The sequence below is a fragment of the uncultured Chryseobacterium sp. genome, from assembly GCF_936933875.1.
GTDB lineage: Bacteria > Bacteroidota > Bacteroidia > Flavobacteriales > Weeksellaceae > CAKZIK01.
Window position 1 is genome coordinate 1 of the sequence record NZ_CAKZIK010000067.1, and the last position, 24,492, is coordinate 24,492.

Genomic DNA, 24,492 nt, shown 5'->3' on the forward strand with positions numbered 1-24,492 from the left:
AAAAATCCTAAATAATAACCAAAAAAAATCCGCCTCAGTTGTGAGACGGATTCTTCTTTTTAATTATTTTCGATGGTCTCACGAATTCCTTTCACAAAATCCGGAAATCTTTGGGGTGTAGTTCTGTTGGCAAACCCCGGGATAAATTTGTGTTCAGATAAAATTTGGTCATCTGTTTTTCCTTTGGCAATTGCCGTCAACATAAATTCGTTTGAAACCTCCAAAAATCTTTTCATTTCTATCAGATTTTCCACTGATCCCACCGTATTTTCAGGTTTGTCGGCGTGGCCAAAAATAAAAAGTGTATCCCTATCGAACTTATTGATCGCATCACTTAATGTGTCAACCCAAAAAAAAGAATTTGCACCGTCTTTCGTTCTGTAAACGGGAATCATATTGATGAACATCAAATCTCCCATATGAACGACGTTATCTTTTTCGAAATGATAAACGGCGTCACCAAATGTATGACCTCTTCCAAGGTGCATTCCTGTCACTTTTTCGTTCCCTAGATCGAATTTATATTCGTTTTCAAATAAAATATTGGCGTAGAGTTGCTGGTCTAAATTTTTCTTTTCTTCGGCAGATTTTCGCTGTAATTCAGGAACGCTGGTGTGTGCGACGACGTTTTTTGTTAAATTTTTGAAAGAAATATTTCCTGAAGTATGATCACCATGATGATGCGTGTTCGCGAGATACAAAACCGGCTTGTTCTTCGAAGAAATTCCGTCCAAAACCGGTTGAATGGAATCGGGAAACTGGGAATCCACGATCACAAAAAAATCTTTTGTTTCGAAAATTCCAACGGTTCCGCCTTTGTTGGTGTAACGCGAGATATTTCCTCTTACATTTTTCAAATCACCACCGGAAAGCGTCATTGGTGGGAAAAGCATTCTTTGAGAAGTGCAGGACACTAAATTAGGAGCAAGGGCGAGTCCGAAAGTTGCCATTCCCGTTTTGAAAAGAAAATCTTTGCGGTTCATTTCAGAAAATTTTCATCTAATTTACAGAGAAAAACCTCGCTGCAGTTCTTACTTTTTCATTATTTTTATCAAAACTTTAATGATGCCGAAAACTTTTGTGCTCTCATTCCTTATTACTTTATTGCTTAATATTTCCTGTAAATCCGAAGCTGAAAAAATAACAGAACGTAATGCAGTTGTGGATTCTACAGTAATGGCCTTCCAAAAATTATATTATCAAAATCAACTGGATTCGGTTTTTACAGGCACACAATTTAACGGAACGATTTCGGTGGAACAGAATAATGAAAAAATTTATGAAAAGGAAAATGGTTTTGAGAATTTTAAAACAAAATCTAAACTTGACAGCAATTCTGTTTTTGCGATTGGTTCTCTTTCAAAGCAGTTTACAGCAGTTTTGGTTTTGCTTCAGGAAGAACAGGGAAAGCTTTCAACTAAAGATTTAGTTTCAAAATATTTAACTGAATTTCAAAATCCAACTTACACAAACATCACTATTGACCAACTTCTTAATCACTCTTCCGGAATTGATGATTTTGGCAATGGTTTGAAATTCAAAAGCGGAACAGACTTTAGTTATTCGAACAAAGGATATCGTTTTCTGGGTAAACTCATCGAAAAAGTTTCGGGAAAATCCTATGACCAGAATGCAAAGGAACTTTTCGCAAAAGCCGGAATGACACACACTTCGACTGCAGCAGTTTTTAATTCAAATCAAAATTTTGCAGGAGCCAATTTGGGAACGGAACAACAGAATTCTATCGTAGAAAATATGCCGAAAAGACTTTCTGCAGATGATATTTCAACTCCTGCAGGCGGAATTTTATCCACAGTAAACGATTTGCACCGATGGAACAATGCGCTGTATTCCGGACAAATCCTGAAGCCTGAAACGCTTAAAAAAATGACCACCAAAAGTTCGGATCGTCCACATTATGTTTTGGGAAATGTTGGTTATGGCGATGGAATTATGATGAATCTTGCTCAACCTGAAGCGTATTTCCACACCGGTTATGTGAAAGGTTCGCCTTCTCTTTCTATTTACTATCCGGGAACAAAAACTTCGGTTGTTATTTTATCCAATATCGCAGATGAAAGCAAAGGCAAGGAAGAATTTTTTCAGCCTCATGCGACTGTAAAAAAATCAACGGATGCAATTGAAAATACGGTTTTGGAGGTGAGGAAAGAGATGATTAAGACTGTGGAAAAATAATTTTTTAGTTAAAAGCATTGTTAGGATTCGAAGCCCTAACAACGCTCCTGTAAATAAAAGAACCCTTTCAGAGTTTAAAACTCTGAAAGGGTTTCCTATATTAATTGCTTGGCTTCAAATACTTTAGAAAAGGTTTTACTTTTTCGATTTGTCGTAGGTAAATTTTTTGAGAAAAAATAACGAAAAAACTAAGCACTAAGATGGCATTAACAATTAAAAAACCTAAAACAAAATCCCAATTAAAATTGTTTAAGGAAAAACTGCTGAAAACTTCAGCAAGTTTGTAACCATCCGTTATAAACCTAAAGTAAAAATAGATACCTCCAATCATTAGAATCGTATATTCTTGAATAGAAACAAGTACATAATTTTGGTACTTCTTAATTAATTTAAAATCCTGAAGATGAATTAGATAATTAATTAAAGGAGAGAAATATATGAGGCCTACAAAAGCTACAAAAATAATCTCGAAGTACTGAAAACTTATTAATTTAGATAGAAAAAACAATATTAATATTACTGGAATAGAAAAAGTCAGACTTCTCTTCAGTAGCACTTTAAAATTAATTTTATTGGTTTCGCGCAGCAATTTGCTTCGGTCAATTAAATCTATTTCCCCTTTCCAATATGGTTTCAGTTCGATTTCCCACGATTTTTTCGTTTTTTCTAAAGCTTCATCAAAAGACAAATTTTCTTCCGTCATAAAATCATTAATTTGACTGATGAAATGGTCATTCACTTCCATTAAAATATCGATGGGAAGTTTCTTATCGAGGAGATAATTGCGGATTTGGGAGAGTTGAAGTTCGGTCATCGACATCTAATAAATTACATTCAATAATAAAAGGAAGAATTCTCTAAAGTTTCAAATTGGTTTTTTGTTGTAAGACTTTAATAGTTTTTCTGTATTCCAAATAATACAGAAAGCCGTTGATGGCTAAAAGAAAATATCCAAAAAGCATTAAAAAAGCAGAAAAACCTTCAAATGAAATATTAAAAGAAAGCATTTCAGAAAACCCTACATAAAGTCTTTCGAACCAGTTTTCGTAAATTCTTAAAACAAAAGCCAGAATTACAAAAATTGAAACTGTCATCATCCCAACACCTTTTTGTAAGTAACTGATTCTTTTTTGATTGTAAAAATTATAAGTGGATTTTATTGTTTTAAAATCAAAAAATGTGATCGCGATTCCTGCTAATAATGCTGAACAGTTAAGCATAAGTATAAAATATTCTGCCCAAGTTTTGTTAACAAGAAGCAAAACGATGGATACTGCAAATGGAATTACAAAATACTTCAGTGATCGCAAGAATAAATTTTTCTGCGTTTGGTTAATGGTTTGGCGATGTATTTTCGTTCTTTTTTCACCTGCCCAGAAAACAGATTTCATTTCAAGTTCACTACTCCATTCTGCAAATGTTTGATCAAGTGCACTATCAAAATTTTTATTGCCGAAATGCATTTTATAATCAATCTGTTCAGACATATGGTCTTCAATTTCCACAAACAGATCAAGAGGCAAATTCCGGCCCTTTAATCTGTTAATCAGTCTTTCTCTTTGTTCCGATGTCATCATATATTGAAAATGGAATTAAGGTTAAAAATATAACTTTTCATCTCCTCTTCGTGGAGTCTCTGTTGTTTTTTACCTTTCTCAGTCAGCAGATAATATTTACGATCTCTTCCGTTAACATTCTGAATTTCAGAAAATATAATTCCATCTGCTTCTAGTTTGTGAAGAATAGGGTAAAGCGCTCCTTCCGTCATTTCCAGTTCACCTTTGGTGAGTTCTTTGGCGCGCTGCGTGAGTTGGTAGCCGTACATCTTTACTTCCGAAGCGAGCAGTTTCAGAATTATATTTTGAAGTGTGCCTTTGTAAAGCGCATTTTTTTTCATACCTAAATTACTTATGCATTACAAATGTATACATAATTTTCTTATGTATTCAATATTTAAGAAAAAAAATTTTAGTGATGGATTTCGAAACACAACAGCTATTTTTGCACTAATGGAAACCGAAAAAATCATCCTTGGAATCGACCCCGGCACAACTGTAATGGGTTACGGACTTATTTCTATTAAAAAAGGAAAGATGGAACTGATTTCCATCCACGAACTTATTTTAAAGAAATATCCTAATCACGAAACGAAACTCAAAATTATTTTTGATAAAACATTAGCATTAATAGATGAATATCACCCTGATGAAGTCGCTTTGGAAGCACCTTTTTTTGGAAAGAACGTGCAAAGTATGTTGAAACTTGGTCGTGCGCAAGGTGTTGCAATGGCGGCATCACTTCATCGGGATATTCCGATTACCGAATATTCTCCCAAGAAAGTTAAAATGGCCATTACAGGGAACGGAAATGCAAGTAAAGAACAGGTTGCCGGAATGCTGCAGAATCTACTCCAATTAAAAGAATTTCCTACAAAATATTTGGATGCTTCGGATGGTTTGGCAGTTGCTGTTTGTCACCATTTTAATTCCGGGAGTTTAGGTGTAGAAAAATCTTATTCCGGTTGGGCGAGTTTTTTGAAACAAAATCCTGACCGGTTGAAATAAAACTTCCGACTTTTATTAGTCGGAAGTTGTAAATATCAATCTAATTTCTGGGTTTCCAAAAAGTCCATTTCGTACCGTTATAAACGGCAAGCTGTTGGGTTAAAGGGTCGTATGCCATCATTCCAGGAGCCGGACTTTTAATATTAATGTGCGCATTTTCCACTAATGGGAGAATCATGGCTTTATTATTGTCCTCAAGAACTAAAATCCCCGGAGTTGAACTGGGATTTCCAATGGTTGCTTTAGCATTGGCTTTTTCGGGATATTTAGGATTGGTTTGTAAGGAATTATCTATCGCATTATTGCTGTTATAAACCGATAAGTCTTTCCAACCCGACGCTAATTTTATTTTTACCTTTTTTTCGGCAACATCTAAAATGAATGTGCCGTTCACAGCTCCTGTCACACTATTCTCCGAAGTTGCCCAGGGTAAAATGATACCTTTAGGTTCATTACCAAATTCAAGTGAAACTGAAGTGTTGGTAGTAGTGTCTTTCCCAATTGCTACTTGAGAAGAATAAAATAGTGGGATAGCAATTATAATTGATACAAATATTTTTTTCATTTTTAATTTTTTTTAATTAATCAGGGCAAGTTTGATCGGTGAAACATTTCCATTCAGTTCCGTTGTAAATTTTTAAGCAATCATTTGTTATATCGTATACCATCATTCCTTCCACTAAGTTTTCTGTTGGTATTGCAGAAATTTGAGCCAATGTTAGTCGATTTATAACAAAACCTTTTGTTGAAGATTCTAATGCAGTATGCCCGCCTTTTCTTTCCATTGGCCAGTTGGAGTTATCACTACCTGCCCTTCCAAACGCTGTTATACCATGTTTTGTATCTAAAATTTGTCCGTCTGTTCGAGCATCTTTATAACATCCTCCCAAGTTTTGTCCGCATAAATTACCGTTTAATACTGTAGTTGCAACTCTTGTCGCACAGCTTCCCCACTTTACAGTTAAGGTATATGTTCCGTCATTTGCAGAGGTATAATCGGGGAAATAATAATTTCTGTTGGTTCCTATAACCACTCCGTTAGGATCTTTCCACTCATAAGTCACTCCAGAAAATCGTGGACCAACCAAGGTATATGATTGATTGTAACAAGGTTGTCTGGTGTTTTCGACCCTGATTGATCTCATTACCGTAATTTTCACATTGGTGATAAATGTTTTTCCACAACTTGTAACCTTAAATTCATAGGTTTTGTAAGGGGTAAGACCTGTCACTACTTCTGTGTTTCCGGCATTACTGGAGAAAAGTGTCCATGTTGTAGTCCCTTGTTCACGGTATTCTAAAACTCTTGGCGTTCCTCCAACTATAGTTAAGTAAGCATTTCCAGTTGAAGTTGGATTTCCATTGGCATCTTCACAAATAATACCGGTTTTAGCCAAAATTCTTGGTCCAGATGTAGCGGTAGCAATGCTAACTTGCGAACCTTCAATATAGTATGTTTTGCTGGTGTCACAAGCAGGAGTTATTTTTAATCTTGTAGTGTAATTTCCTGCACTTAAGTTTGCAAAAGTTCCGTTTGTGCTGGTTCCTATCACTGTACCACTAGCATTCAGCAATTCTACTTCCCGTGCATAACCGCCATTGTAGTTTATAGTACTGGTTACAGATCCTGTTCCTGTACATGTAGAATTAGCTGTTGAAGTAAGCGTTTGTATTAAGCCGGTAGTACCGGCAAGAATGGTAAACGTATAATTTCTTGGTGTTGTGGAACAACCAGTACCAGTACTTGAAACTTTTACAGTATAAGTACCACCAGGTAATAATTCGTTGAAAATAAAATAGCGGTTGCCTTGGAAAACACCTGTTTGTCCTACATTATTTGGTCCGGAAATTATTTCTACTGTAGAATTCACCAAATTTTCTACATAATTGGTAAATTCTATACTTACTTGTGTAGTTCCGGTTTGGTCTATTATTAAATTGGAGGCTGCTACACATTGGTTTCTTAAATAGGTAACATTAGCAGTTAGTGCAGTATTTGCCGGGTCGGCTGGTTTGGTTACACTAACTGTTTTAGTATATTTTACCCCACATTTATCAGTATATTCTACAGTATAAGTACCTAATGCTAAACCCGATGAAGGCGTAGACCAACCATTTAAGGCACCTGCTGAAGTTAAAGATGAAGAAGTATAAACAGGAGTTCCTGTTGCAGTACCACCACTATATACATTTACTGTAACGGGAAATGCAAAAAATTGATTAGAACTACCTCTTATTCTCATTCTTTCTGCAGTTCCACAACCTGAGTTGGTTGTAATAACTGTGAAATCCGTAGTCATTGCACTGTTTAAATCTCTACAAAATATCGTAGTTTCACCACAAGGACTGGTTAATGCAAAAACATACTTTTTAGACGAAACTATTGGTAAATTAAATGTATTTGACGCATTACTGCTTGTTATGGTTTGATTAAAAATAGGTGTGGTTGTTGGTTCTGTTGTTGGACAACCTCCTGTTTGTTCCCAAATTTTAACCTTTACACCTGCAGTTCCAAACGCAGATAGAGGAATAGTACTTCCGGAAGGATCTGTGAAAGAAAAATTAGACAAACCTGCCTGTTGAGTGGTACAATCTGTATTGTTAATAAGGGTATAGTTTGTTCTGTGTGGTGTAGCAATAGTCTTTAAAATATCTCTTGAAATGGTAAAGTAAGCACCACAAGCATCCTTAACCCGAATTTGATAAGTGCCGAAACCATCATCTGCAGGTAAATTTACAGGGAAACTGGTGACATTTGTATATTGACTAAGGTTGTCGCTATAATCCGAATTGGTATTTAAAATTGCAGAAATTTGGTAGGGAGCAGTTCCACCGGTAATTCCATTCACAGTTATAGTGCCTCCCGGAGTAAAAGTGGTGCAAACTCCTGAAACCGTTGCGTTAACACTGGAAATTGGAGTATAAGAACCGCCCACCGTAACAAAAAAATCTTCAGAATCAGCGTCGCATGTAACGGTAATTTTATATTGTGACGGTTCTAGATTATCAAAAAAATTATCGTTGATTTGATTGACAGGAGGCTCCAAACTATTATCAGGATTGATCTGATAAAGTGTATAAGTTACCGAAGTTCCGGTTGGAACATTGCTGTTAACGGTAATCGTTCCATTGTTGGGACAGGTAGAGTTGGTGATATTGAAGGTAGCGGTAATTGTAGCGGGACACTGCCCAAATACTATAATTCCCATTAAAAAGAATAGAGTGCATAAAAATTTTCTCATCTGTTTTTTTTTGATAATGCATTTAGATAAATCTAACATTTGTTATGTTGTAAAATTAACATTTTTGAAATTAACTTGAATTAATATTTCTTAAAATTTACTATGCATTGCTTAATACTATCTGTAACATTGTTACGTTTTTAGATACAAATCATCAAAAACTCCACTGATGAAGGCAAAACCTGTGAAACCCGCAACTATAAACCACAAAATGAACTGGTTCCAGCAATTACTGATGATCTGCTCCGGTGGAAACATTCATATATTAAGAAAGACACCAAGCGAATGGAACAAATTTGCCGGAATTGGCGGAATCGTACTTTTTACAGCAGTTTTCGCCACACTTTCAGCGGGTTACGCCATGTACACGGTGTTCGAAGATCTTTGGATATCAGTTGGTTTTGCTATTTTATGGGGATTGATGATTTTCAACCTCGACAGGTATATCGTTTCCTCCATCAAAAAAACAGGAACCGTTTGGAACCAAATTCTCATGGCGATTCCGCGATTGATTTTGGCGACATTTTTAGGTATTATTATTTCTAAACCTTTGGAACTGAAAATTTTCGAAAAAGAAGTTAATAAACAGTTGAATACCATTATTCAGAGAAATAAAACGCAGCTTGAGGCGGAAATGAACGGCAGGATTCTTCAGCAAAGCGGACCTTTTGAAACTGAAAAGAAGCAAATTGCTGCAAAAATTGCACAATATCAAGCTTCATACGATTCGGCTTCTGTTGAGCTTGAAAAAGAAATTTTAGGGAAACAAAGCGGTCTTACTTCCGGAAAAGTAGGTTTTGGTTCGAACGCTAAAAGAAAATCGGAACTGAAAGAACAGCGCCGTCTTGACCTTGAAAATTATCAGAGGCAAATGCAGCCAAGACTTCAGTATTTGGATAAGGAAATTTCTAAAGTTTACACAAATATCGAAACCGAAAGAAATAAAACCGAAACTTTCGAAGACAAATTCAATGGATTTGCTGCGCGTTTGCAGGCTTTGGACGAACTCGGGAAAAATTCCGACATCATGGCAACTGCGGCAATGTTCATTATGGGATTATTTATCGCGCTGGAAATTTCTCCGGTTTTAGTGAAACTGATTTCCACAGTTGGACCTTACGATTATCTCCTCGAAAAAACCGAAAACGATTTCCGTCTTTATTCAAAGGAAAAAATTGAAAAAGGCAATGCTTTAACGGATTACCGGATTGACGATTTTAAAGATAAACTTAACCAATAAACAAATGTTCCTGCAACATTATAAAGGAAAAATTTAATAAATTTAGGTTTTTCAAGAACCATTATGCTCATAATAGACAAAACTGAAATTCAGAACAGAAAGAAAAAACTTGAAGCTTGCGAAAAATTCCTCAAGAAAGAATTCATTGGAATCGATAAAATTATAGCGGATTTAATGGAGTACATCCAAATCTGGTATTTAATGCCCGAAATTCTCAATCGTCCCGTAATCCTGAATCTATGGGGAATGACTGGCGTTGGAAAAACCGATCTTGTTCGCAAATTGGTAAAACACCTTAATTTTCAGGACCGTTTTGTAGAAATTGAACTGAGCAATACCGATGAAACTACGTGGAACAAGAATGTCTCCGATATCTTCCAGAAAAATGGACTAAACGACGAAAAACAGAGCATTGTTCTGTTTGATGAAATCCAAAGATTTAATACACTCGACCCGAACGGAATGCCTGTTCCACAAACCAAATACACGGATTTTTGGGAACTTTTGAGCGACGGCAGACTCAGCAGAAGAGAGCGCGACGATTTGGAGCACTACCTCTTTTCCTACATTTTTCGGAAAAAAGAAAACGAGCGCCGCAAACAAAGCGGCGAAACCATTGAGGAAAAACCATTGCTGAGCATGTGGGACGCAAAAGAGCTCAAGAAATATCTCGGCATCGAAAAAGATGTGTTGTCTATTGCGGATATGACGGAAGACGACATGGTAAAACTTATCCTGAAAAAGCAGCAGGAAAAAAAAATCTATGAGCCCGTAAACTACAGCAAAATGCTCATCATCATCAGCGGAAACTTGGACGAAGCCTTTCAAATGGCAGGACAAACGAGCGAAGCCGATGTGGACGCCAATATTTTTCATGCCTTTACCAAAAAGATTACTGTTGTTGACATTAAAAATGCATTGTCAAGAAAATTCCGGCCGGAACAGGTTGCAAGATTTGGCAACATCCACCTCATTTATCATTCCTTAAAGACCGAAGATTTCGAAAAACTTATTCAAAGAGAAATCGACAGACTGAAGTCCGAGACCAAAAAACAGTTCGGTATCTCATTGAAAATCAGCAAAAACATCAATGATTTAATTTACAGAAACGGGGTGTTTCCGGTTCAGGGAGTTCGTCCGGTTTTCAGTAGTGTGGTGGATATTTTGGATTCGAACCTGAGCAAATTTTTGTTTGAAGCCATTATTAATGATGAAAAAAATATCGAAGTCGACTATCTGCAGAACGAAAAGAAAATCACAGCCAAAATAGGCAGGAACAACGTTGAAATCCCATACTTGGGAAGAATCGACAAAATTCGTTTGTCCAATTTGGATGATGCCGTTGCCAACATCAGCGTACATGAGAGTGGACATGCCGTTATCTACATGCTTTTGGTAGGTTACGTTCCGCTCCAGCTCAAAAGCAAAGTGGCGAGCAGTTACGCAGGAGGTTTCACTTTCCCACATCAAATTCATGACACTAAGGACAATTTGCTGAACAGAATTAAAATTTATTTGGCGGGAGGAATTGCCGAAGAAATCGTTTTCGGGGAAGAAAACGCGAGTGTTGGAAGAAGTCACGACCGCGAACAGGCATCGGTTCTGGCGATAGAATACATCAGAAGATACGGTTTTGATGAAGATTTCCAGGTAACGTACAATATGGAAGATTATCCGCACCGAATGCAACAGGTGGTTACAGATGCAAAAATTGAGCAGATGATGAAAAGTTTGGCCAAAGAAACACGGGAACTTTTATTGAAAAACATCGATTTTCTAAAAACTTTGAGCATCGAACTCGCCAAAAAAGGAACCATACTTCCGGACGAAATCGCGCAAGTGGCAAACCTGGCCGGAGTAAAAGCAGAAATTAAGGAGGAAGGACATCTGCACATTGCCGATTATCACAAAAAGCTGAAGGGATAGCTACTGATAACGTTCTGTAAGCGTTAATGTTATACTTTCCGTAATGGTCTTACTCGAAAAATATTTGGCATCACAAAAATTAGATTTTAAGGTATAACTACCTTTTTTTAGCAGAAGGTAATTTTTATCGCCTTTCGGAACAGGTAAGTTGTAGTTTCCGCTGGTTCCGTTTATTCGGACGATAATGTTGCAATTGGTTTCGTTTTTAATCAGAATCGCAGCGTTCGGGTCGGTTGGACTGTCGTTTACAAACTGATTCACCGCATCTGCAGCGCGTTGCAGTTTGTCTTTTTTATCTAATTCCATCAATTCTGCAAATTCTTTAGATTCGTCAGCTTTTGAGGGTACAGAACTTCTGTAAACAGGCGTTGTTCCAACAACAGAATTGCAGCTCAACAATAACAGTGGCAAAAGAAAAATGAATAGATTCTTCATGCGGCTAATGTAAAAAAAATTGCCAAAGTTTTGGCTTTGGCAATTTTATATTTAAGAACTTCTGATTATTTACAACGAATAATTCGGAGCTTCCTGCGTAATAATCACATCGTGCGGATGCGATTCTTTCAATCCGGAACCTGTAATCATCACCATTTTTCCGTCTTTCTGAAGCGTTTCAATGTCTTTTGTACCACAATATCCCATTCCTGCTCTTACACCACCGGTTAACTGGAATACTACATCTTCAAGCTTTCCTTTATGTGGAACACGGCCTTCAATTCCTTCCGGAACAAATTTTTTCGCTTCGCTCTGGAAATATCTTTCTTTACCGCCACGTTTCATCGCGGAAAGACTTCCCATTCCTTGGTAAGATTTAAATTTTCTACCCTGGAAAATAATTTCCTCACCCGGAGCTTCGTCGGTTCCAGCCAAAAGTGAACCTAACATTACTGCACTTGCACCCGAAGCTAAAGCTTTCACGATATCTCCCGAAAGTTTGATTCCGCCATCTGCAATTACAGCAACATTTTTCTTTTTAGCATATTCAAAAACATTATAAATCGCAGAGAGTTGAGGAACTCCAACTCCGGCAACAACGCGGGTTGTACAGATAGAACCCGGACCAACTCCCACTTTCAGAACATTGGCTCCGGCTTTAATTAAATCTTCTGCAGCTTCTGCGGTGACGATATTTCCACCAACGATATCGAGTTCAGGGAAATTTTTGCGGATTTCTGAAATTTTATCTAATACTCCCTTCGAATGTCCGTGTGCAGAATCTACTGCAATAATATCAACTCCGGCTTTCACCAACGCAGAAACTCTGTCAATGGTATCTTCTCCTACTCCAACTCCGGCTCCCACAATCAGTCGCCCATTTTTGTCTTTGTTGGCGTTTGGATATTCGAGCTGATTATCAATGTCTTTAATGGTAATTAAACCTACCAGAGTATTTTCTTTGTCAACAATCGGTAATTTTTCAACGCGATTTTTCAGCAAAATTTCTTTGGCTTGCTCTAAATTAGTGTCTTTATCGGAAGTGATGAGGTTTTCTTTCGTCATCAGTTCTTCAACCTTTGCATCAAGGTTTTCCTGATATTTTACATCACGATTGGTGATAATTCCAATCAGTTTTTTATCAGCATCAACGACCGGAAGTCCTGAAATTTTGAATCTTGCCATTAAATCTTTCGCTTCACGCAAAGTATGGTCTTTTGAAAGCGTAACAGGGTCGGAAATCATTCCGTTTTCAGACCTTTTCACTCTGAAAACCTGCGACGCCTGTTCTGCAATCGGCATATTTTTATGAATAAAACCCAAACCGCCAACTCTTGCCAAAGCAATCGCCATATCCGCTTCGGTAACGGTATCCATTGCAGCTGAAACCACAGGAACGTTAAGCGTAATTTTGTCGGAAAGTCTTGATTTTAATGAAACCTGATTAGGTAAAACCTCTGAATAAGAGGGAATAAGAAGAACGTCATCGAAAGTGATGGCTGTCTCTACGATTTTGTTGTGAATAGACATCTTTACTTTCTTTGCGAAATTACGGGATTTTATCCGAAACTAAAAATATTTCAGGTATGTTAAGAAGATTTAATTTAAAAATTAAAGGCTTTTCTTTTCAGAACAGCCTTCAAAACAATATATAATTAGTGTGAGACAATTTTCTTTACATCATTCTTTTCAGAGTAATTGATGAGTTTGGAAATATCATCTGGCGTAAATTTTCCACTAACGTCCACGTAAACCATTTCAGTTCCGGAATGGACGGTTATCAACAGTTTTTTAATAACATCATCCGTTTGTTTTGCCTGAAAATTGATGGTTTCCTTATCCTTCTTTACCGTCATCCATTCTTCAAAATTATTGGAGGTAAGGTAGTTTGAAAAATCTGCGAGCATATTTTGGTTGCCGTTTTCAATCGTCATGACTTTGATATCTGATATTTTTTTGATTAAAGCAATCAGCTCTTCTGTACCTTCTTCATTTTCTTCACGTAAAGCCTTTTTGATAAATGGTTTCGCAATCCACATCGGTACATTTACGCTCGTAAATTTTGCATCACTGTAATCATAACCCAGATTGTCGAAGAACGCCATATTCGGGTGGTTGGAAACAATACATGACTGAAAACTTAGCAATATTGCGATTATCGGGAGAAGTAATAGTTTTTTCATGGGCATTAATTTTAAAGTGGCTTCATTGAACCTCCTGAAGAAATATCGGCGTTTCTATCTACACTTGAGTTGGGTCTGTATCTCACATTCGCTCCGGAAGAAATATTGGCATTAATTTTTTCTGAAACATTCACCTTAACGGAAGATGCAGAAGAAGCCGAAATTGTTGTTCTTTTTGAAACCAAATCCTGTGCATTTACATTCGCTGCGCTTGAAACCGTGAATTTTGTTTCGCTGATATTTCCTGTTAAAACCGCATCGGAACCGCTTGTTGCGCTCATTTCCAATTCTGAAGCGTTCACTTTTACTCTTGCACTGGAACCGGAAGTTGTTGAAAACTCCATTTTTCCTTTTGTATTCAAATCTGCACTTAAGTTTCCGCCGGAAGTTGTCGCCACCTGAAAATAATCTGCATTCACGGTATTTTCTGTTGTGAAATTAGCACCCTGGTTCACTGCAATTTTGCTTAACTCCGGAGCTTTAATGTCCACTAGAATTTTATTAAAATTTAGGTTTTCGTCTTTCGGGTTTTCAACATAAATTTTTAGAATATCTCCTACAACTTCAGTTTTTACGTATTTCTGCAAGTTGGAATTTGTTTCCACCGTAACTTTTTGATTGCTGTCTTGTGTGAAGGAAACTTTAATCCCGGAAGAGACCTGAATTCCTGAAAATTTTCCCACTTTTCTCGCTTCTTCCGAAATTGCATTTGAAGATGAAGAAGAACTGCTTTTTGAAGATTCTTTTGCAGAGTTTTGAGCTTCGTTCGCCAATTTATTAACGTCGTCCATCGAAATTTTTCCGTCCAACATCATCAAAACCATATTGTCATCAGAATTTACGCTCAACAAAAGGTTATCCAGGATTCCGTTCGCAGCATCTGCAGCCAAAAATTTAATTTTGTTGTCTTTGCTGTTGACGGTCATCAGTTCTTCATAATGAAGGTTTTTCAAAGAGTTTGAAATTTCTGTTTGAAGACCATTAAAATTAAAATTCATTTTCGAAACATTCTTCAGCGAATCCATTTCCGATTTTTCAATGACCAGAATTCTTAGTCCCTGAATTTTTTCGAGCATCGGTTTAATGTTATTCAGTTCCGCATCTTTAATGTCGAGTTTGCTGAGCATTCCGAACATCGGTTTTGCAATTTTGATGGAGGTTACGCCTTCCGTATCCTGATATTTGTCGAAAAGGTTGTAGAGTTTTTCTTTCTGCGCTGAAACATTGAGGAACCAGCTGAAAGTAAGGGCAAATATGAATAATATCTTTTTCATGTCATTAAATTTTTATTCTGTAAAATCATTGATGGGTTCTGCTTTGGCTACCGTTTCCGAAACCTTGTTCGAAAGCATTTGCAGAGAGAATTTAGCAACATCTATCGCTTCCTGTTCGTTCTCAATTCTATGGCCATTAATAATTACGTAATTATCTTGATACTCAGGATTGGATGTTTTTGTTGTTCTGTTATTATTTGTTGGTTCGTTATAAGTATATCTTTGTCTCGCTGTTTTTTTCATACGTCCTCTTCTTGGCAAAATTTTGTCGAGAACATTCGCATCGGAAGTGTATGTTTCTTTTGTTGAAGTAGAATCTGCCACCAAAGTATCCGCTACTGCTTTTACCGAATCATTAACTTGATTTACAGCTAATTGCGATTCCTGCTGAAACTGAGACTTTTGTTTCTGAATTTCACTTGCTACCATATTGTTCTGGTCAGCAACCGATTTTTTATTGAAATATTGGTATCCGAAAACTGCTCCGAAAATCAAGGCTAAACTTGCTGCCATCCAGAAAATTTTTGGCATTGATGAACCTCCGGATTTTCTTTCACCTGAAATCGGAATGATTGGTTTCTCTTCAATTTCCGCCAAGAAATCATCGAAATCCCAATCCATTTTCTCCGCTTTCTCTTCTTTTAAAGCTTTGAAAAAATCATCGCCGTTTTCTTTCAAAAACCGTTCTTCTTCAGGAGTGGTTTCTCCTGCGAAGTATTTCTGTTCTAAATTTTTATAGTGCTCGGTTTTCATAATTCATTAATTGTGTTATCTGTTCTTTCACCTTTTGTCGCGCTCTCATCAAATTAACCCGTACTGCATTTTCTTCCATCTCGAGCATTTCCGATATTTCCGGGACATCATATTCTTCTACATCTTTCAGGTGAATCACCATTTTCTGTTTTTCCGGAAGTTGGTTGATAAAACTCAGAATCTGTTCTTTTAAATTATTCACTTCCGGTTTGTACAACTCGCTTCGATGAAGCTGCAAACTTGCGAAACCCATTTTTACATCTTCGTGCTTCAGTCGGTTCAGACATTCGTTTTTTACACATTTTAAAGCAAAAGCTTTCAGGTTTCCATATTCCGCCAGTTTATCTTTAGTTTGCCAGAATTTCACCATCAAGTCCTGCACTACATCTTCTGCTTCGTCCGAACTCATGACGAATCTTTTCGCAAAACGGTACATCTCATCCTTGAGACAAAATACCGTGTTTTTGAATGTTTCCTGGTTCATAAGTTCGTTTGATAGTAAGACAGCGTGGTATTTGTTTTTATTACATCTAAAATTAAAAAAACTTTCAAATTTCTTTGAAAGCCTTTGTTGTAAATTTGTATTTCGTTGAAAACCAATATATCGCGCCTCTGGCGCTTCGAATTTCACGTTTCATTTTTCTACCAATATTTTTAAAATCTGTCTTGAAACTAACAGTCTTGTCATGCTGAAAGCATCTCAACCGTGGAGATTCCTACGGAATGATAAAGTGCTGGTTGTATAAATTAATATTCCTGAAAAATATATTTCAAAATACCTTTATCTACATCCGTTAAAGGAACTTTACGTCTCGACATTGCTTTTTCCGCCACTTCGTAAGCTTTTTCGATGTTGAATTTTTCATCGCCTTTCATTCCGCCCCACGAAAAATTTTCAACCAAATTAGGAGGGAACCCGCTTTTGAAAATATTGGCTGCAACGCCTACAACAGTTCCTGTATTTAATTGCGTGTTAATCGCAGTTTTGGAGTGGTCGCCCATAATCAATCCCGCAAACTGAAGTCCGGTATCCACAAATCTTTTCGACCTGTAGTTCCACAATTTTACAGAAGCGTAATTATTTTTCAGGTTCGAAGAATTGGTATCTGCACCGAGGTTACACCATTCTCCAATCACAGAATTTCCTACAAAACCATCGTGACCCTTATTGGAATAACCGAAAATTACGATATTATTTACTTCTCCACCCACTTTGGAATGAGGTCCAATCGTAGTTGCGCCATAAACTTTTGCACCCAAATTAAATTTGGAATCTTCACACAGCGCAATTGGTCCACGAAGATGGCAACCTTCCATAATTTCTGCGTTTTTGCCGACGTAGATTTTTCCGGTTTTGGTATTTAAAGTAGCAAATTCAATTTGAGCGCCTTCTTCGATGAACAAATCTTCTTTATTGCCCAAAAATCCGTTCGTAAAAGACAATTCCTGTGAAGTTCTGCCTTTCGTGAGCAAAGCAAAATCAAAATTTATCGCCTGTTCATTATAGGCAAATAAATCTGTCGGCTTTTTGAAAACCAGCAATTCTTCATCAATGTCCGTTATTTTTTCAATATGATTCAATGCGAAATCTTTCATGTTCACTTTCGCGGCAATCAGTTCGTTTTCATACACCAAAGCTTCTCCTTCCTGTAGATTTTTAATTTGATTTAAAACATTTTCCGTTGGAAGAAAATTCGGAACAAGAAAAAGGCTTTCTACTTCTTCAGGCTTGCTGTATTTCGCTTCCAAAAAAGCTTCGGTCGCAAAAGAAATATTTTCGGTACCCAAAAGTTTCTGCCATCTTTCGGAAAAAGTAAGAATTCCGCAGCGCATTTCTGCGACCGGTCTTGTAAATGTGAGCGGAAGAAAATCTTCCCAATATTGTGCGTCGGAAAATACGAGTTGCATATGGGTTTCGGGTTTAAAGTTCAATGTTTAGTGTTTCAAAAATACAATAAAAAAAGCCTTCCAAAAACTTGAAAGGCTTTAATATTTCTTAAAGTAAAAAAATTACTTAGAGAATTTTTTGTATTTGTTCATGAACTTGTCTACTCTACCTGCAGTGTCAACCAACTTCACTTTACCAGTGTAGAAAGGGTGAGAAGTAGAAGAGATTTCCATTTTGATCAATGGATAAGTTTCTCCTTCGTATTCGATGGTGTCTTTAGTTTCTGCAGTAGATTTGCAAAGAAACGTCTCGTCGTTACTCATATCTTTGAAAACAACAAGTCTATAATTTTCTGGGTGAATTCCTTGTTTCATAATAATAAAATTAAAAAATTAAAGTTTTGCTTCAGAAATAGTAATGGATATTCCTCTGCTAAATTTTAGACTGCAAAAATATAACTTTTTTTTGATTCTGCAAACACTATTTTATATTTAATTAGCTGATTTTAAAGTTCGGCAAAATTATTTACCTTTGAGAGATAGATTATAGACATCAATGAAACTGAAGATACTTTTCGGAATTTCTTTTTGGGCGCTTTTAATGGTATTTTCCTGCAAGTCCGATGACATTACTTTTGATTCGCCAAGCAAGGAACTTCGCTTTTCCAGAGATACCGTTTTTTGCGACACCGTTTACAATCAGGTTCGTTCTGAAACATACGCTGTAAAAGTTTACAATAACGAGGATAAAGATGTAATGATTCCAAAAATTTCTTTGGAAAGCGGAACTGCATCACCTTACAGAATTAATGTAGATGGCAAATCCGGAACGGAATTCAGCAATGTTCCTCTGAGAAAAAAAGACAGTCTTTTTGTTTTTCTTGAAATTGCACCGGTGGCCAATGCCAGCGAAGCCATTGCAGAAGATAAAATCATTTTTCAAACTTCTGCAGCAACACAACATGTAACCTTACTTTCTGTTGTTCAGGATGCAGAATTTTTTATTAAATCTGACACCAATCCTAATATTATTTCTGCAAACACGACTTGGACAAATAATAAAGCCAAAATTATTTTTGGAGATTTAACGGTTGCAGAAGGTAAAACTTTAACCATTGAAAAAGGAACGAAAGTTTATTTTACCAAAAACAGCGGACTCAACATTTCTAAAAATGCTACGCTTAATGTTAATGGAGATTTGGACAGCGAAGTTCTTTTCAGGGGCGACAGAAATGATACAAAATACGATACGATTCCGGTAAACTGGCGTGGAATTCAATTTGAAGCTGGGTCTATTGGTAATTTGAATTATGCGAAAATCTTCGGTGGAGAAATTGGATTGGATTTAATGAACGCTACCGCAAACATCAAAAATACCATCATTCATACGTTCCAAAATTTTGGGATTCGTTCTGTAAATTCTGTGGTTACTGCTCAAAATATGGTGCTGAACAACTGTGGTGAAGCAGATTTCGGCATTTTTAAAGGTGGAAATATCAATCTCACCCATTGTACTTTAGCGAATTACTGGAATTTAAACAATTCGCTTCCGGGTTACAGTTTATATGCAACCAATGAATGGACAAACGCTTCCGGAACTGTAGAAAATGCAGGTTTAAATTTGAATATTAAAAATTCTATCCTACATGGCAGTAGAGATAATTCTGTAGTTTTCAAGCCAACAACCGAACAAACTTTCAATTATCTTTTTGATTACTCTTTAATTAAATATGGCAGTAATGCAGGTTTCAGTTTCGACAGTAATCCATTTGTAGTAGGTTCTGTTAAAAATGAAGACCCTAAATTCTCGCATTATTACACCGAGAAAATGAACTTGAGAGTTGCAGCAGATTCTCCGGCAAAAGGAAAAGGCAGAGTAACAACAGCGCAAACGGTTCCGACGGATATTTTGAAAATTTCAAGAACAGCAAGTCCAACAATTGGTGCTTATCAATAACATATAAAATGGATTATAATATTGGAGAGATACTCTGGATTTTTTGCGGATTTTTAATTTTAGCAACTTTGTGGTTAATTATACGGTCGGTTGTTCAAGGGTTTGGAACTTTTATTTCTAGTGCAGAAAAAAATTCCGAAGAACTCGAAGAAATTAAAGAATCTTTAAAAAATATAGAGGCAAAGCTGAAACAGCTTGAAAATAAATAATTAAATTTTGGAAATTACTTCACTACAAAATAAGGTTGACGAATGGATTAAAACCATTGGAGTTCGTTATTTTAACGAGCTCACCAATATGGCGATGCTTACCGAAGAAGTAGGTGAAGTTGCCCGAATTATTGCAAGGAGGTACGGAGAACAAAGTGAAAAAGAGAGTGACAAATCCAACGATTTGGGCGAAGAATTAGCAGATGTTCTTTTTGTAACTTTATGTTTAGCCAACCAAACAGGGACCGATTTACAGACCGCGTTTGATAAAAAAATGAAGAAAAAAACGGAACGTGATGCAGACCGCCACGCCAATAACGAAAAACTGAAATAATTTTCAAACCACAAAAGATTCAAAAGGTTAAAGTTAAAATTGTGTCGATTTAAAGTAAGCGACAGCTATTTTAACTTTAATAATATTTTTGATGAACTTTAAAATTCAGAAAACTTTTGTGACTTTTGTGGTTAAAACTAAGGGATATGCAGATTGAAAAAAGAAAACTCATTAACAACAAAACCATAGAAATCAGCGGTTCGAAAAGCATTTCGAATCGTTTATTGATTTTGCATAAGCTGTTTGAAAATATTATTATCGAAAATCTTTCGAATTCTCAGGATACAAAACTCATGCAAAACGCCCTGCAAAGCGATTCCGACATCATCGATATTCATCATGCCGGAACTGCAATGCGTTTTCTTACTTCCTATTTTTCGATTCAGGATGGGCGAACTGTAACTTTAACCGGTTCCGAAAGGATGAAACAAAGACCCATCAGACCTTTGGTGAACGCATTGAGGGATTTGGGAGCTGAAATTGAATACCTTGAAAACGATGGTTTTCCTCCTTTAAAAATTACCGGAAAGAAACTTGAAAATTCTACCGTAAACATTCCGGCTAATATTTCAAGTCAGTTCATTACATCTTTGATGTTGATTGGTGCAAAGCTTGAAAATGGTTTAACCATCAACTTAGAAGGGAAAATCACTTCCGTTCCATACCTGAAAATGACTTTGAAGATTCTGAAAAGTTTGGGAATCGAAGCAGATTCAGTGGAAAATACCATCCGGATTCAGCCCGATATTTATACAGAGAAAAATTCAAGCCGCATCAAATTCGTGGTAGAAAGCGACTGGAGTTCGGCTTCCTACTACTATTCTTTGGCTGCGATTGGAAGGGAATACATTAATCTCAAAAGTTTCAGACCAAATTCTCTGCAGGGAGATTCTGTTCTGAAAGAAATGTACTGGGAATTTTTTGGGGTAAATACCATTTCCGACGCTGCAGAAAATATGATTTCTTTAATGCCCGAAAGTCCGTTTGAGTATCCCGAAAAAATTGAATTGGACATGAACAACTGTCCCGACATTGCACAAACTTTATGTGTTACGGCTACAGCTTTAAAAATTCCATTTGAAATTTCCGGTCTTGAAACTTTGAAAGTAAAGGAAACAGACCGTCTTTTGGCTTTGAAAAATGAGCTTTTAAAAATTGGTTGTATCGCAGAAATCACCGAAAATTCTATAAAATCTATGAAGTTTTTTGAACCTGACGAAAAAATAACCATCAAAACCTATAACGATCATCGAATGGCGATGAGTTTTGCTCCTTTTGCTCTGTTAAAAGGACTAGAAATTGAAAATGAAGATGTTGTAGAAAAATCTTACCCTGATTTTTGGAAAGATTTTGATGAAGTAACCGAAAATATTTAAAATCAAAAAATGACCATCATTATAACAGGAACTTCAACCGGAATTGGATTTGCTCTGGCCGAATATTTCGGAAAGAAAGGACATCATGTCTATGGATTGAGCCGAAAAAATGTGGCGAATCCACATTTTAAAACCATTCCAACCGATATTACAGATGTTAAACAGGTTCAACAAGCCATCGCAAAAATTTTAGAACAAGAACAGAAAGTAGATGTTCTGATCAACAATGCCGGAATGGGAATGGTAGGCGCTGTTGAAGATTCTAAAAAAGAAGAAATTTTGAGATTATTCAATTTGAATTTAGTTGGAGCCGTTCAAATGATGAGCGCCGTTCTTCCGAATATGCGCGAAAATAAATTCGGGAAAATCATCAATGTTTCGAGCATCGGTTCCGAAATGGGACTTCCTTTCCGTGGATTTTATTCCGCTTCGAAATCTGCGCTGGACAAAGTAACGGAAGCTATTCGCTACGAAGTTTATCCTTGGAATATTGAGGTGTGTACGCTTCATCTGGGCGACATTAAAACCAATATTGCAGACAGCCGTGTTCGTACAGAAGTTTCTGAACCTTATAAAAACGTTTTCGAAAAAGTGTATGCTTTAATGGACGCTCATGTTGATGAAGGAACCGAACCTGCAGATGTTGCAAAATACATCGATGCGCTTTTGACCAAGAAAAAATGGAAGGCGCACTATTATTTCGGAAAACTTGGACAAAAAATTGGCGTTCCGCTGAAATGGATTTTACCACAAAATTTTTATGAAAATCTCATGAAAAAATACAATAAAATGGATTCATAATCTGTTTATTTCCTATGCGAACTGTCATTCTGAGCGTAATGAAATGGAGCGAAGAATCTTTTATTAAAACGGATTCTTTTTTACGTTGCACTGCCTTCAGAATGACATTTTTTTTCCTTCTCCTTTCGGTTTGTGGTTTTGCACAGGAAAAAGAATTTATTTTAACGGATATCCAGACACAGCAACAGTTTAAAGCAAAAGATTCTGCAGCAGCTGTAAAATTCCTCGATTCACTTTCGCAACATCATTATTATCTCACGGAGCTGAAAGAAGTAAAAACTGAAGGAGATAAAACGATTATTTTCTTCGATAAAGGCAGAAACTTCAATGAAGCCAATGTCAAAATATCGGATTCTCTTTCGAAAGCTTCAAGAACAAATACTTCTTTTTACACCAAAAATCTGGATTCTTTAAAGAAATCTTTTAATCAAAAATTCGTAGAGAAAGGTTTTACATTTAGCCGTGTAAAATCAAAATTCCTTGGTTTTGAAAATAATGTTCCGCAGGTTGCACTTTCAGTATCCTATTCAAAGAAAAGAACAATTGATGGTTTCGTTTTTAAAGGCTATGAAAAACTACCGAAACGTTTCGTGAAAAACCTCGTAAAAGATTTCAAAGGAAAAAATTACGATGAAAAGAATTTGGTCAGCATCAATCAAAATCTGCAAAATCACCCGTTTATTGTGCTCGAAAAACCGCCGCAAACTTTATTCACCAAAGATTCAACACAGATTTTCTTATTCACCCAAAAGAAACGATCCAATACTTTTGACGGAATTATTGGTTTCGGAAACGATAAAACAGAAAAATTTACATTCAACGGAACATTAAATATCAACTTCCGGAACATTTTTAACGGTTTCGAAGAAATCAATCTTTATTGGCAAAGAAATCCGGATAAAGGACAGACTTTTGATTTAAAAACGGATGTTCCTTATTTATTTAAATCAAACGTCGGACTCAACGTCAACATGAATATCTACAGACAGGATTCCACCTTTGCTACGGTAAAATTTATGCCGTCCGTTTATTATCATATCAACCGGAATCAAAGATTCGGTGTACGCGGAACTTTTGAAACTTCTTCCGTGATTGATACTTTATACGTACAGGGAAAAGATTACAGTAAGAAAGGAGCCGGACTTTGGTATCAGTTTACCGAACCGACAGAAATAGAGCTTTTCAGACATAAAACTTTAATTCGTGCCGAAGCAGATTTTCTTACCGCGAATTATACGGAAGAATCTTTAAAAGCCAGTCAATTGAAATATTTCATCACCGCCGAAAGAAACTTCAATATCAAAGGCAACAACTATCTTAATTTAAGAGGCGAAACTGCCATGCTTAACACCTCCGAAAATCTTTTGGAGAACGAACTTTTACGATTTGGAGGGTGGAATTCCATGCGCGGTTTCAACGAAAATTCATTAATTGGTGACTTCTATATCTTCGGTGGTGCAGAATACCGTTATTTAATTGGCGAAAAAGCTTTCTTTGATATTTTCGGGCAATACGCGCAAGTCAACAATAAATTACTGAACGAGAAGCCCAAACTTTACAGCGTCGGGCTTGGCTTCAATTTCTTTTTGCCCATTGGCTTGATGAGTTTTCAAATTTCCAACGGAAACCAGTTTGGGAATGCTTTCAAATTTAGTGATACTAAAATTCATTGGGGAATTCTGGGTAGGTTTTAGGATTTTAGGAGCAAGACTTAGGGATTGTGATAGACATTTTCGTCGCGCTGTCCGCTGTATCTTTTGCTCTTCGCTAAGCTTATCACAAAAGGATGCCGCTCCCATCACGGCTAGAAGTTCAGGTTCTCTATCTTTATAATGATGAATGATGAATGATGAATGATGAATGATGTTGGATGGATGAAGTTGGATGTTGGAAGCACGAAGCTTGTAGTTTGAAGTTTATACTAAAAACTAAGCCTTATTCTACTATTGAACCTTGGTATCAACTACAATCTTTGCACCCTACATCTCTGCATCTATTGTACTCATTTTTGAATATCCATAAAACAAAAATCCCCAACCACGGATGTGATTGAGGATTTAAAAAAAAACTGGCGGCGACCTACTCTCCCGCTTTCGCAGTACCATCGGCGCTAGA

At 36.6% G+C, this 24,492-nt stretch carries 24 protein-coding genes; 10 read left to right on the forward strand and 14 right to left on the reverse strand.

The features are described 5' to 3' along the window. Positions 1-59 precede the first annotated feature (59 nt). Positions 60-983: an MBL fold metallo-hydrolase gene (locus tag Q0252_RS09015; protein ID WP_297985474.1), complete on the reverse strand. Its 924-nt coding sequence runs from the start codon at positions 981-983 to the stop codon at positions 60-62. A 79-nt stretch (positions 984-1,062) separates the two neighbouring features. Here Q0252_RS09015 and Q0252_RS09020 point away from each other — a divergent pair, with 79 nt between their 5' ends. Then, positions 1,063-2,196: a serine hydrolase gene (locus Q0252_RS09020; protein ID WP_297985476.1), complete on the forward strand. Its 1,134-nt coding sequence runs from the start codon at positions 1,063-1,065 to the stop codon at positions 2,194-2,196. Between the two features lie 100 nt (positions 2,197-2,296). Here the strand turns inward: Q0252_RS09020 and Q0252_RS09025 are convergent, their stop codons facing one another. From Q0252_RS09025 to Q0252_RS09035, 3 genes are read right to left on the reverse strand one after another with little or no spacing between them, the layout of a single operon-like run. Continuing rightward, a complete protein-coding gene (locus Q0252_RS09025) occupies positions 2,297-3,010 on the reverse strand; it encodes a hypothetical protein (protein ID WP_297985477.1) in 714 nt (237 codons plus the stop codon). A 43-nt stretch (positions 3,011-3,053) separates the two neighbouring features. Then, entirely contained in the window at positions 3,054-3,773 is a 720-nt protein-coding gene (locus Q0252_RS09030; protein WP_297985479.1) for a hypothetical protein, read from the reverse strand. Then, on the reverse strand, positions 3,770-4,093 hold the full coding sequence (locus Q0252_RS09035) for a PadR family transcriptional regulator (protein ID WP_297985481.1): 324 nt from the start codon (positions 4,091-4,093) through the stop codon (positions 3,770-3,772). The genes Q0252_RS09030 and Q0252_RS09035 overlap by 4 nt, the downstream gene beginning before the upstream one ends. 112 nt (positions 4,094-4,205) lie before the next feature. On the opposite strand from Q0252_RS09035, the gene ruvC reads away from it, so the two are divergent. Further along, entirely contained in the window at positions 4,206-4,760 is a 555-nt protein-coding gene (gene ruvC, locus Q0252_RS09040) for a crossover junction endodeoxyribonuclease RuvC (protein ID WP_297985483.1), read from the forward strand. 40 nt (positions 4,761-4,800) lie between these two features. On the opposite strand, the gene Q0252_RS09045 is transcribed toward ruvC, so the two are convergent. Then, entirely contained in the window at positions 4,801-5,325 is a 525-nt protein-coding gene (locus Q0252_RS09045; RefSeq protein ID WP_297985484.1) for a hypothetical protein, read from the reverse strand. Positions 5,326-5,341: 16 nt separating this feature from the next. After that, on the reverse strand, positions 5,342-7,969 hold the full coding sequence (locus Q0252_RS09050) for a fibronectin type III domain-containing protein (RefSeq protein ID WP_297985486.1): 2,628 nt from the start codon (positions 7,967-7,969) through the stop codon (positions 5,342-5,344). A 202-nt stretch (positions 7,970-8,171) separates the two neighbouring features. On the opposite strand from Q0252_RS09050, the gene Q0252_RS09055 reads away from it, so the two are divergent. Together Q0252_RS09055 and Q0252_RS09060 are read left to right on the forward strand one after the other, a co-directional pair. Further along, positions 8,172-9,242: a DUF4407 domain-containing protein gene (locus Q0252_RS09055; RefSeq protein WP_297985488.1), complete on the forward strand. Its 1,071-nt coding sequence runs from the start codon at positions 8,172-8,174 to the stop codon at positions 9,240-9,242. Between the two features lie 63 nt (positions 9,243-9,305). Continuing rightward, positions 9,306-11,168, forward strand: a complete 1,863-nt coding sequence (locus Q0252_RS09060; protein WP_297985490.1) for an AAA family ATPase — start codon at positions 9,306-9,308, stop codon at positions 11,166-11,168. Here the strand turns inward: Q0252_RS09060 and Q0252_RS09065 are convergent, their stop codons facing one another. The 8 genes from Q0252_RS09065 to Q0252_RS09100 all read right to left on the reverse strand — a co-directional run bounded on the left by Q0252_RS09065 (position 11,169) and on the right by Q0252_RS09100 (position 18,075). Beyond that, positions 11,169-11,603 carry a DUF6759 domain-containing protein gene (locus Q0252_RS09065; RefSeq protein WP_297985492.1) on the reverse strand — a complete coding sequence of 145 codons (435 nt, stop codon included), beginning with the start codon at positions 11,601-11,603 and terminating at the stop codon, positions 11,169-11,171. 69 nt (positions 11,604-11,672) lie between these two features. Further along, a complete protein-coding gene (guaB, locus tag Q0252_RS09070) occupies positions 11,673-13,133 on the reverse strand; it encodes an IMP dehydrogenase (protein ID WP_297985494.1) in 1,461 nt (486 codons plus the stop codon). A 125-nt stretch (positions 13,134-13,258) separates the two neighbouring features. Further along, the gene (locus Q0252_RS09075) at positions 13,259-13,786 is read right to left on the reverse strand and encodes a DUF4252 domain-containing protein (RefSeq protein ID WP_297985495.1); all 528 of its coding nucleotides are present in this window, start codon (positions 13,784-13,786) and stop codon (positions 13,259-13,261) included. An 11-nt stretch (positions 13,787-13,797) separates the two neighbouring features. Next, a complete protein-coding gene (locus tag Q0252_RS09080; RefSeq protein ID WP_297985497.1) occupies positions 13,798-15,060 on the reverse strand; it encodes a DUF4252 domain-containing protein in 1,263 nt (420 codons plus the stop codon). A 12-nt stretch (positions 15,061-15,072) separates the two neighbouring features. Then, a complete protein-coding gene (locus Q0252_RS09085) occupies positions 15,073-15,813 on the reverse strand; it encodes a hypothetical protein (RefSeq protein WP_297985499.1) in 741 nt (246 codons plus the stop codon). Continuing rightward, positions 15,794-16,297: a sigma-70 family RNA polymerase sigma factor gene (locus tag Q0252_RS09090; protein WP_297985500.1), complete on the reverse strand. Its 504-nt coding sequence runs from the start codon at positions 16,295-16,297 to the stop codon at positions 15,794-15,796. The genes Q0252_RS09085 and Q0252_RS09090 overlap by 20 nt, the downstream gene beginning before the upstream one ends. Before the next feature lie 263 nt (positions 16,298-16,560). Continuing rightward, entirely contained in the window at positions 16,561-17,721 is a 1,161-nt protein-coding gene (locus Q0252_RS09095; protein ID WP_297985502.1) for a GlmU family protein, read from the reverse strand. 102 nt (positions 17,722-17,823) lie between these two features. Next, on the reverse strand, positions 17,824-18,075 hold the full coding sequence (locus Q0252_RS09100) for a type B 50S ribosomal protein L31 (RefSeq protein WP_297985503.1): 252 nt from the start codon (positions 18,073-18,075) through the stop codon (positions 17,824-17,826). Positions 18,076-18,256: 181 nt separating this feature from the next. Here Q0252_RS09100 and Q0252_RS09105 point away from each other — a divergent pair, with 181 nt between their 5' ends. The 6 genes from Q0252_RS09105 (at position 18,257) to Q0252_RS09130 (ending at position 24,071) form a co-directional block, all read left to right on the forward strand. After that, complete coding sequence (locus Q0252_RS09105) at positions 18,257-19,657, forward strand: hypothetical protein (protein WP_297985505.1); 1,401 nt, start codon at positions 18,257-18,259, stop codon at positions 19,655-19,657. Between the two features lie 8 nt (positions 19,658-19,665). Then, positions 19,666-19,866, forward strand: coding sequence for a hypothetical protein (locus tag Q0252_RS09110; RefSeq protein WP_297985507.1), 201 nt, complete (start codon positions 19,666-19,668; stop codon positions 19,864-19,866). Between the two features lie 7 nt (positions 19,867-19,873). Next, positions 19,874-20,200, forward strand: a complete 327-nt coding sequence (locus Q0252_RS09115) for a nucleotide pyrophosphohydrolase (RefSeq protein WP_297985509.1) — start codon at positions 19,874-19,876, stop codon at positions 20,198-20,200. A 146-nt stretch (positions 20,201-20,346) separates the two neighbouring features. Further along, positions 20,347-21,576 (forward strand): 3-phosphoshikimate 1-carboxyvinyltransferase, encoded by a 1,230-nt coding sequence (locus Q0252_RS09120; protein ID WP_297985511.1) that lies wholly within the window; start codon positions 20,347-20,349, stop codon positions 21,574-21,576. 9 nt (positions 21,577-21,585) lie between these two features. Continuing rightward, positions 21,586-22,377 (forward strand): SDR family oxidoreductase, encoded by a 792-nt coding sequence (locus tag Q0252_RS09125; protein ID WP_297985513.1) that lies wholly within the window; start codon positions 21,586-21,588, stop codon positions 22,375-22,377. Positions 22,378-22,478: 101 nt separating this feature from the next. Beyond that, positions 22,479-24,071, forward strand: coding sequence for a hypothetical protein (locus Q0252_RS09130; RefSeq protein ID WP_297985515.1), 1,593 nt, complete (start codon positions 22,479-22,481; stop codon positions 24,069-24,071). Positions 24,072-24,492: the final 421 nt, after the last annotated feature.

What these genes read in the sequence shown, in the direction of transcription:
- Q0252_RS09025 (WP_297985477.1), bottom strand. Translation starts at nt 3,010, where the DNA reads ATGACCGAACTTCAACTCTCCCAAATCCGCAATTATCTCCTCGATAAG.
- Q0252_RS09080 (WP_297985497.1), bottom strand. Translation starts at nt 15,060, where the DNA reads ATGAAAAAGATATTATTCATATTTGCCCTTACTTTCAGCTGGTTCCTC.
- Q0252_RS09125 (WP_297985513.1), top strand. Translation starts at nt 21,586, where the DNA reads ATGACCATCATTATAACAGGAACTTCAACCGGAATTGGATTTGCTCTG.
- Q0252_RS09015 (WP_297985474.1), bottom strand. Translation starts at nt 983, where the DNA reads ATGAACCGCAAAGATTTTCTTTTCAAAACGGGAATGGCAACTTTCGGA.
- guaB (WP_297985494.1), bottom strand. Translation starts at nt 13,133, where the DNA reads ATGTCTATTCACAACAAAATCGTAGAGACAGCCATCACTTTCGATGAC.
- Q0252_RS09095 (WP_297985502.1), bottom strand. Translation starts at nt 17,721, where the DNA reads ATGCAACTCGTATTTTCCGACGCACAATATTGGGAAGATTTTCTTCCG.
- Q0252_RS09130 (WP_297985515.1), top strand. Translation starts at nt 22,479, where the DNA reads ATGACATTTTTTTTCCTTCTCCTTTCGGTTTGTGGTTTTGCACAGGAA.
- Q0252_RS09105 (WP_297985505.1), top strand. Translation starts at nt 18,257, where the DNA reads ATGAAACTGAAGATACTTTTCGGAATTTCTTTTTGGGCGCTTTTAATG.
- Q0252_RS09050 (WP_297985486.1), bottom strand. Translation starts at nt 7,969, where the DNA reads ATGGGAATTATAGTATTTGGGCAGTGTCCCGCTACAATTACCGCTACC.
- Q0252_RS09100 (WP_297985503.1), bottom strand. Translation starts at nt 18,075, where the DNA reads ATGAAACAAGGAATTCACCCAGAAAATTATAGACTTGTTGTTTTCAAA.
- ruvC (WP_297985483.1), top strand. Translation starts at nt 4,206, where the DNA reads ATGGAAACCGAAAAAATCATCCTTGGAATCGACCCCGGCACAACTGTA.
- Q0252_RS09120 (WP_297985511.1), top strand. Translation starts at nt 20,347, where the DNA reads ATGCAGATTGAAAAAAGAAAACTCATTAACAACAAAACCATAGAAATC.
- Q0252_RS09020 (WP_297985476.1), top strand. Translation starts at nt 1,063, where the DNA reads ATGATGCCGAAAACTTTTGTGCTCTCATTCCTTATTACTTTATTGCTT.
- Q0252_RS09075 (WP_297985495.1), bottom strand. Translation starts at nt 13,786, where the DNA reads ATGAAAAAACTATTACTTCTCCCGATAATCGCAATATTGCTAAGTTTT.
- Q0252_RS09065 (WP_297985492.1), bottom strand. Translation starts at nt 11,603, where the DNA reads ATGAAGAATCTATTCATTTTTCTTTTGCCACTGTTATTGTTGAGCTGC.
- Q0252_RS09045 (WP_297985484.1), bottom strand. Translation starts at nt 5,325, where the DNA reads ATGAAAAAAATATTTGTATCAATTATAATTGCTATCCCACTATTTTAT.
- Q0252_RS09055 (WP_297985488.1), top strand. Translation starts at nt 8,172, where the DNA reads ATGAAGGCAAAACCTGTGAAACCCGCAACTATAAACCACAAAATGAAC.
- Q0252_RS09035 (WP_297985481.1), bottom strand. Translation starts at nt 4,093, where the DNA reads ATGAAAAAAAATGCGCTTTACAAAGGCACACTTCAAAATATAATTCTG.
- Q0252_RS09090 (WP_297985500.1), bottom strand. Translation starts at nt 16,297, where the DNA reads ATGAACCAGGAAACATTCAAAAACACGGTATTTTGTCTCAAGGATGAG.
- Q0252_RS09030 (WP_297985479.1), bottom strand. Translation starts at nt 3,773, where the DNA reads ATGATGACATCGGAACAAAGAGAAAGACTGATTAACAGATTAAAGGGC.
- Q0252_RS09060 (WP_297985490.1), top strand. Translation starts at nt 9,306, where the DNA reads ATGCTCATAATAGACAAAACTGAAATTCAGAACAGAAAGAAAAAACTT.
- Q0252_RS09085 (WP_297985499.1), bottom strand. Translation starts at nt 15,813, where the DNA reads ATGAAAACCGAGCACTATAAAAATTTAGAACAGAAATACTTCGCAGGA.
- Q0252_RS09110 (WP_297985507.1), top strand. Translation starts at nt 19,666, where the DNA reads ATGGATTATAATATTGGAGAGATACTCTGGATTTTTTGCGGATTTTTA.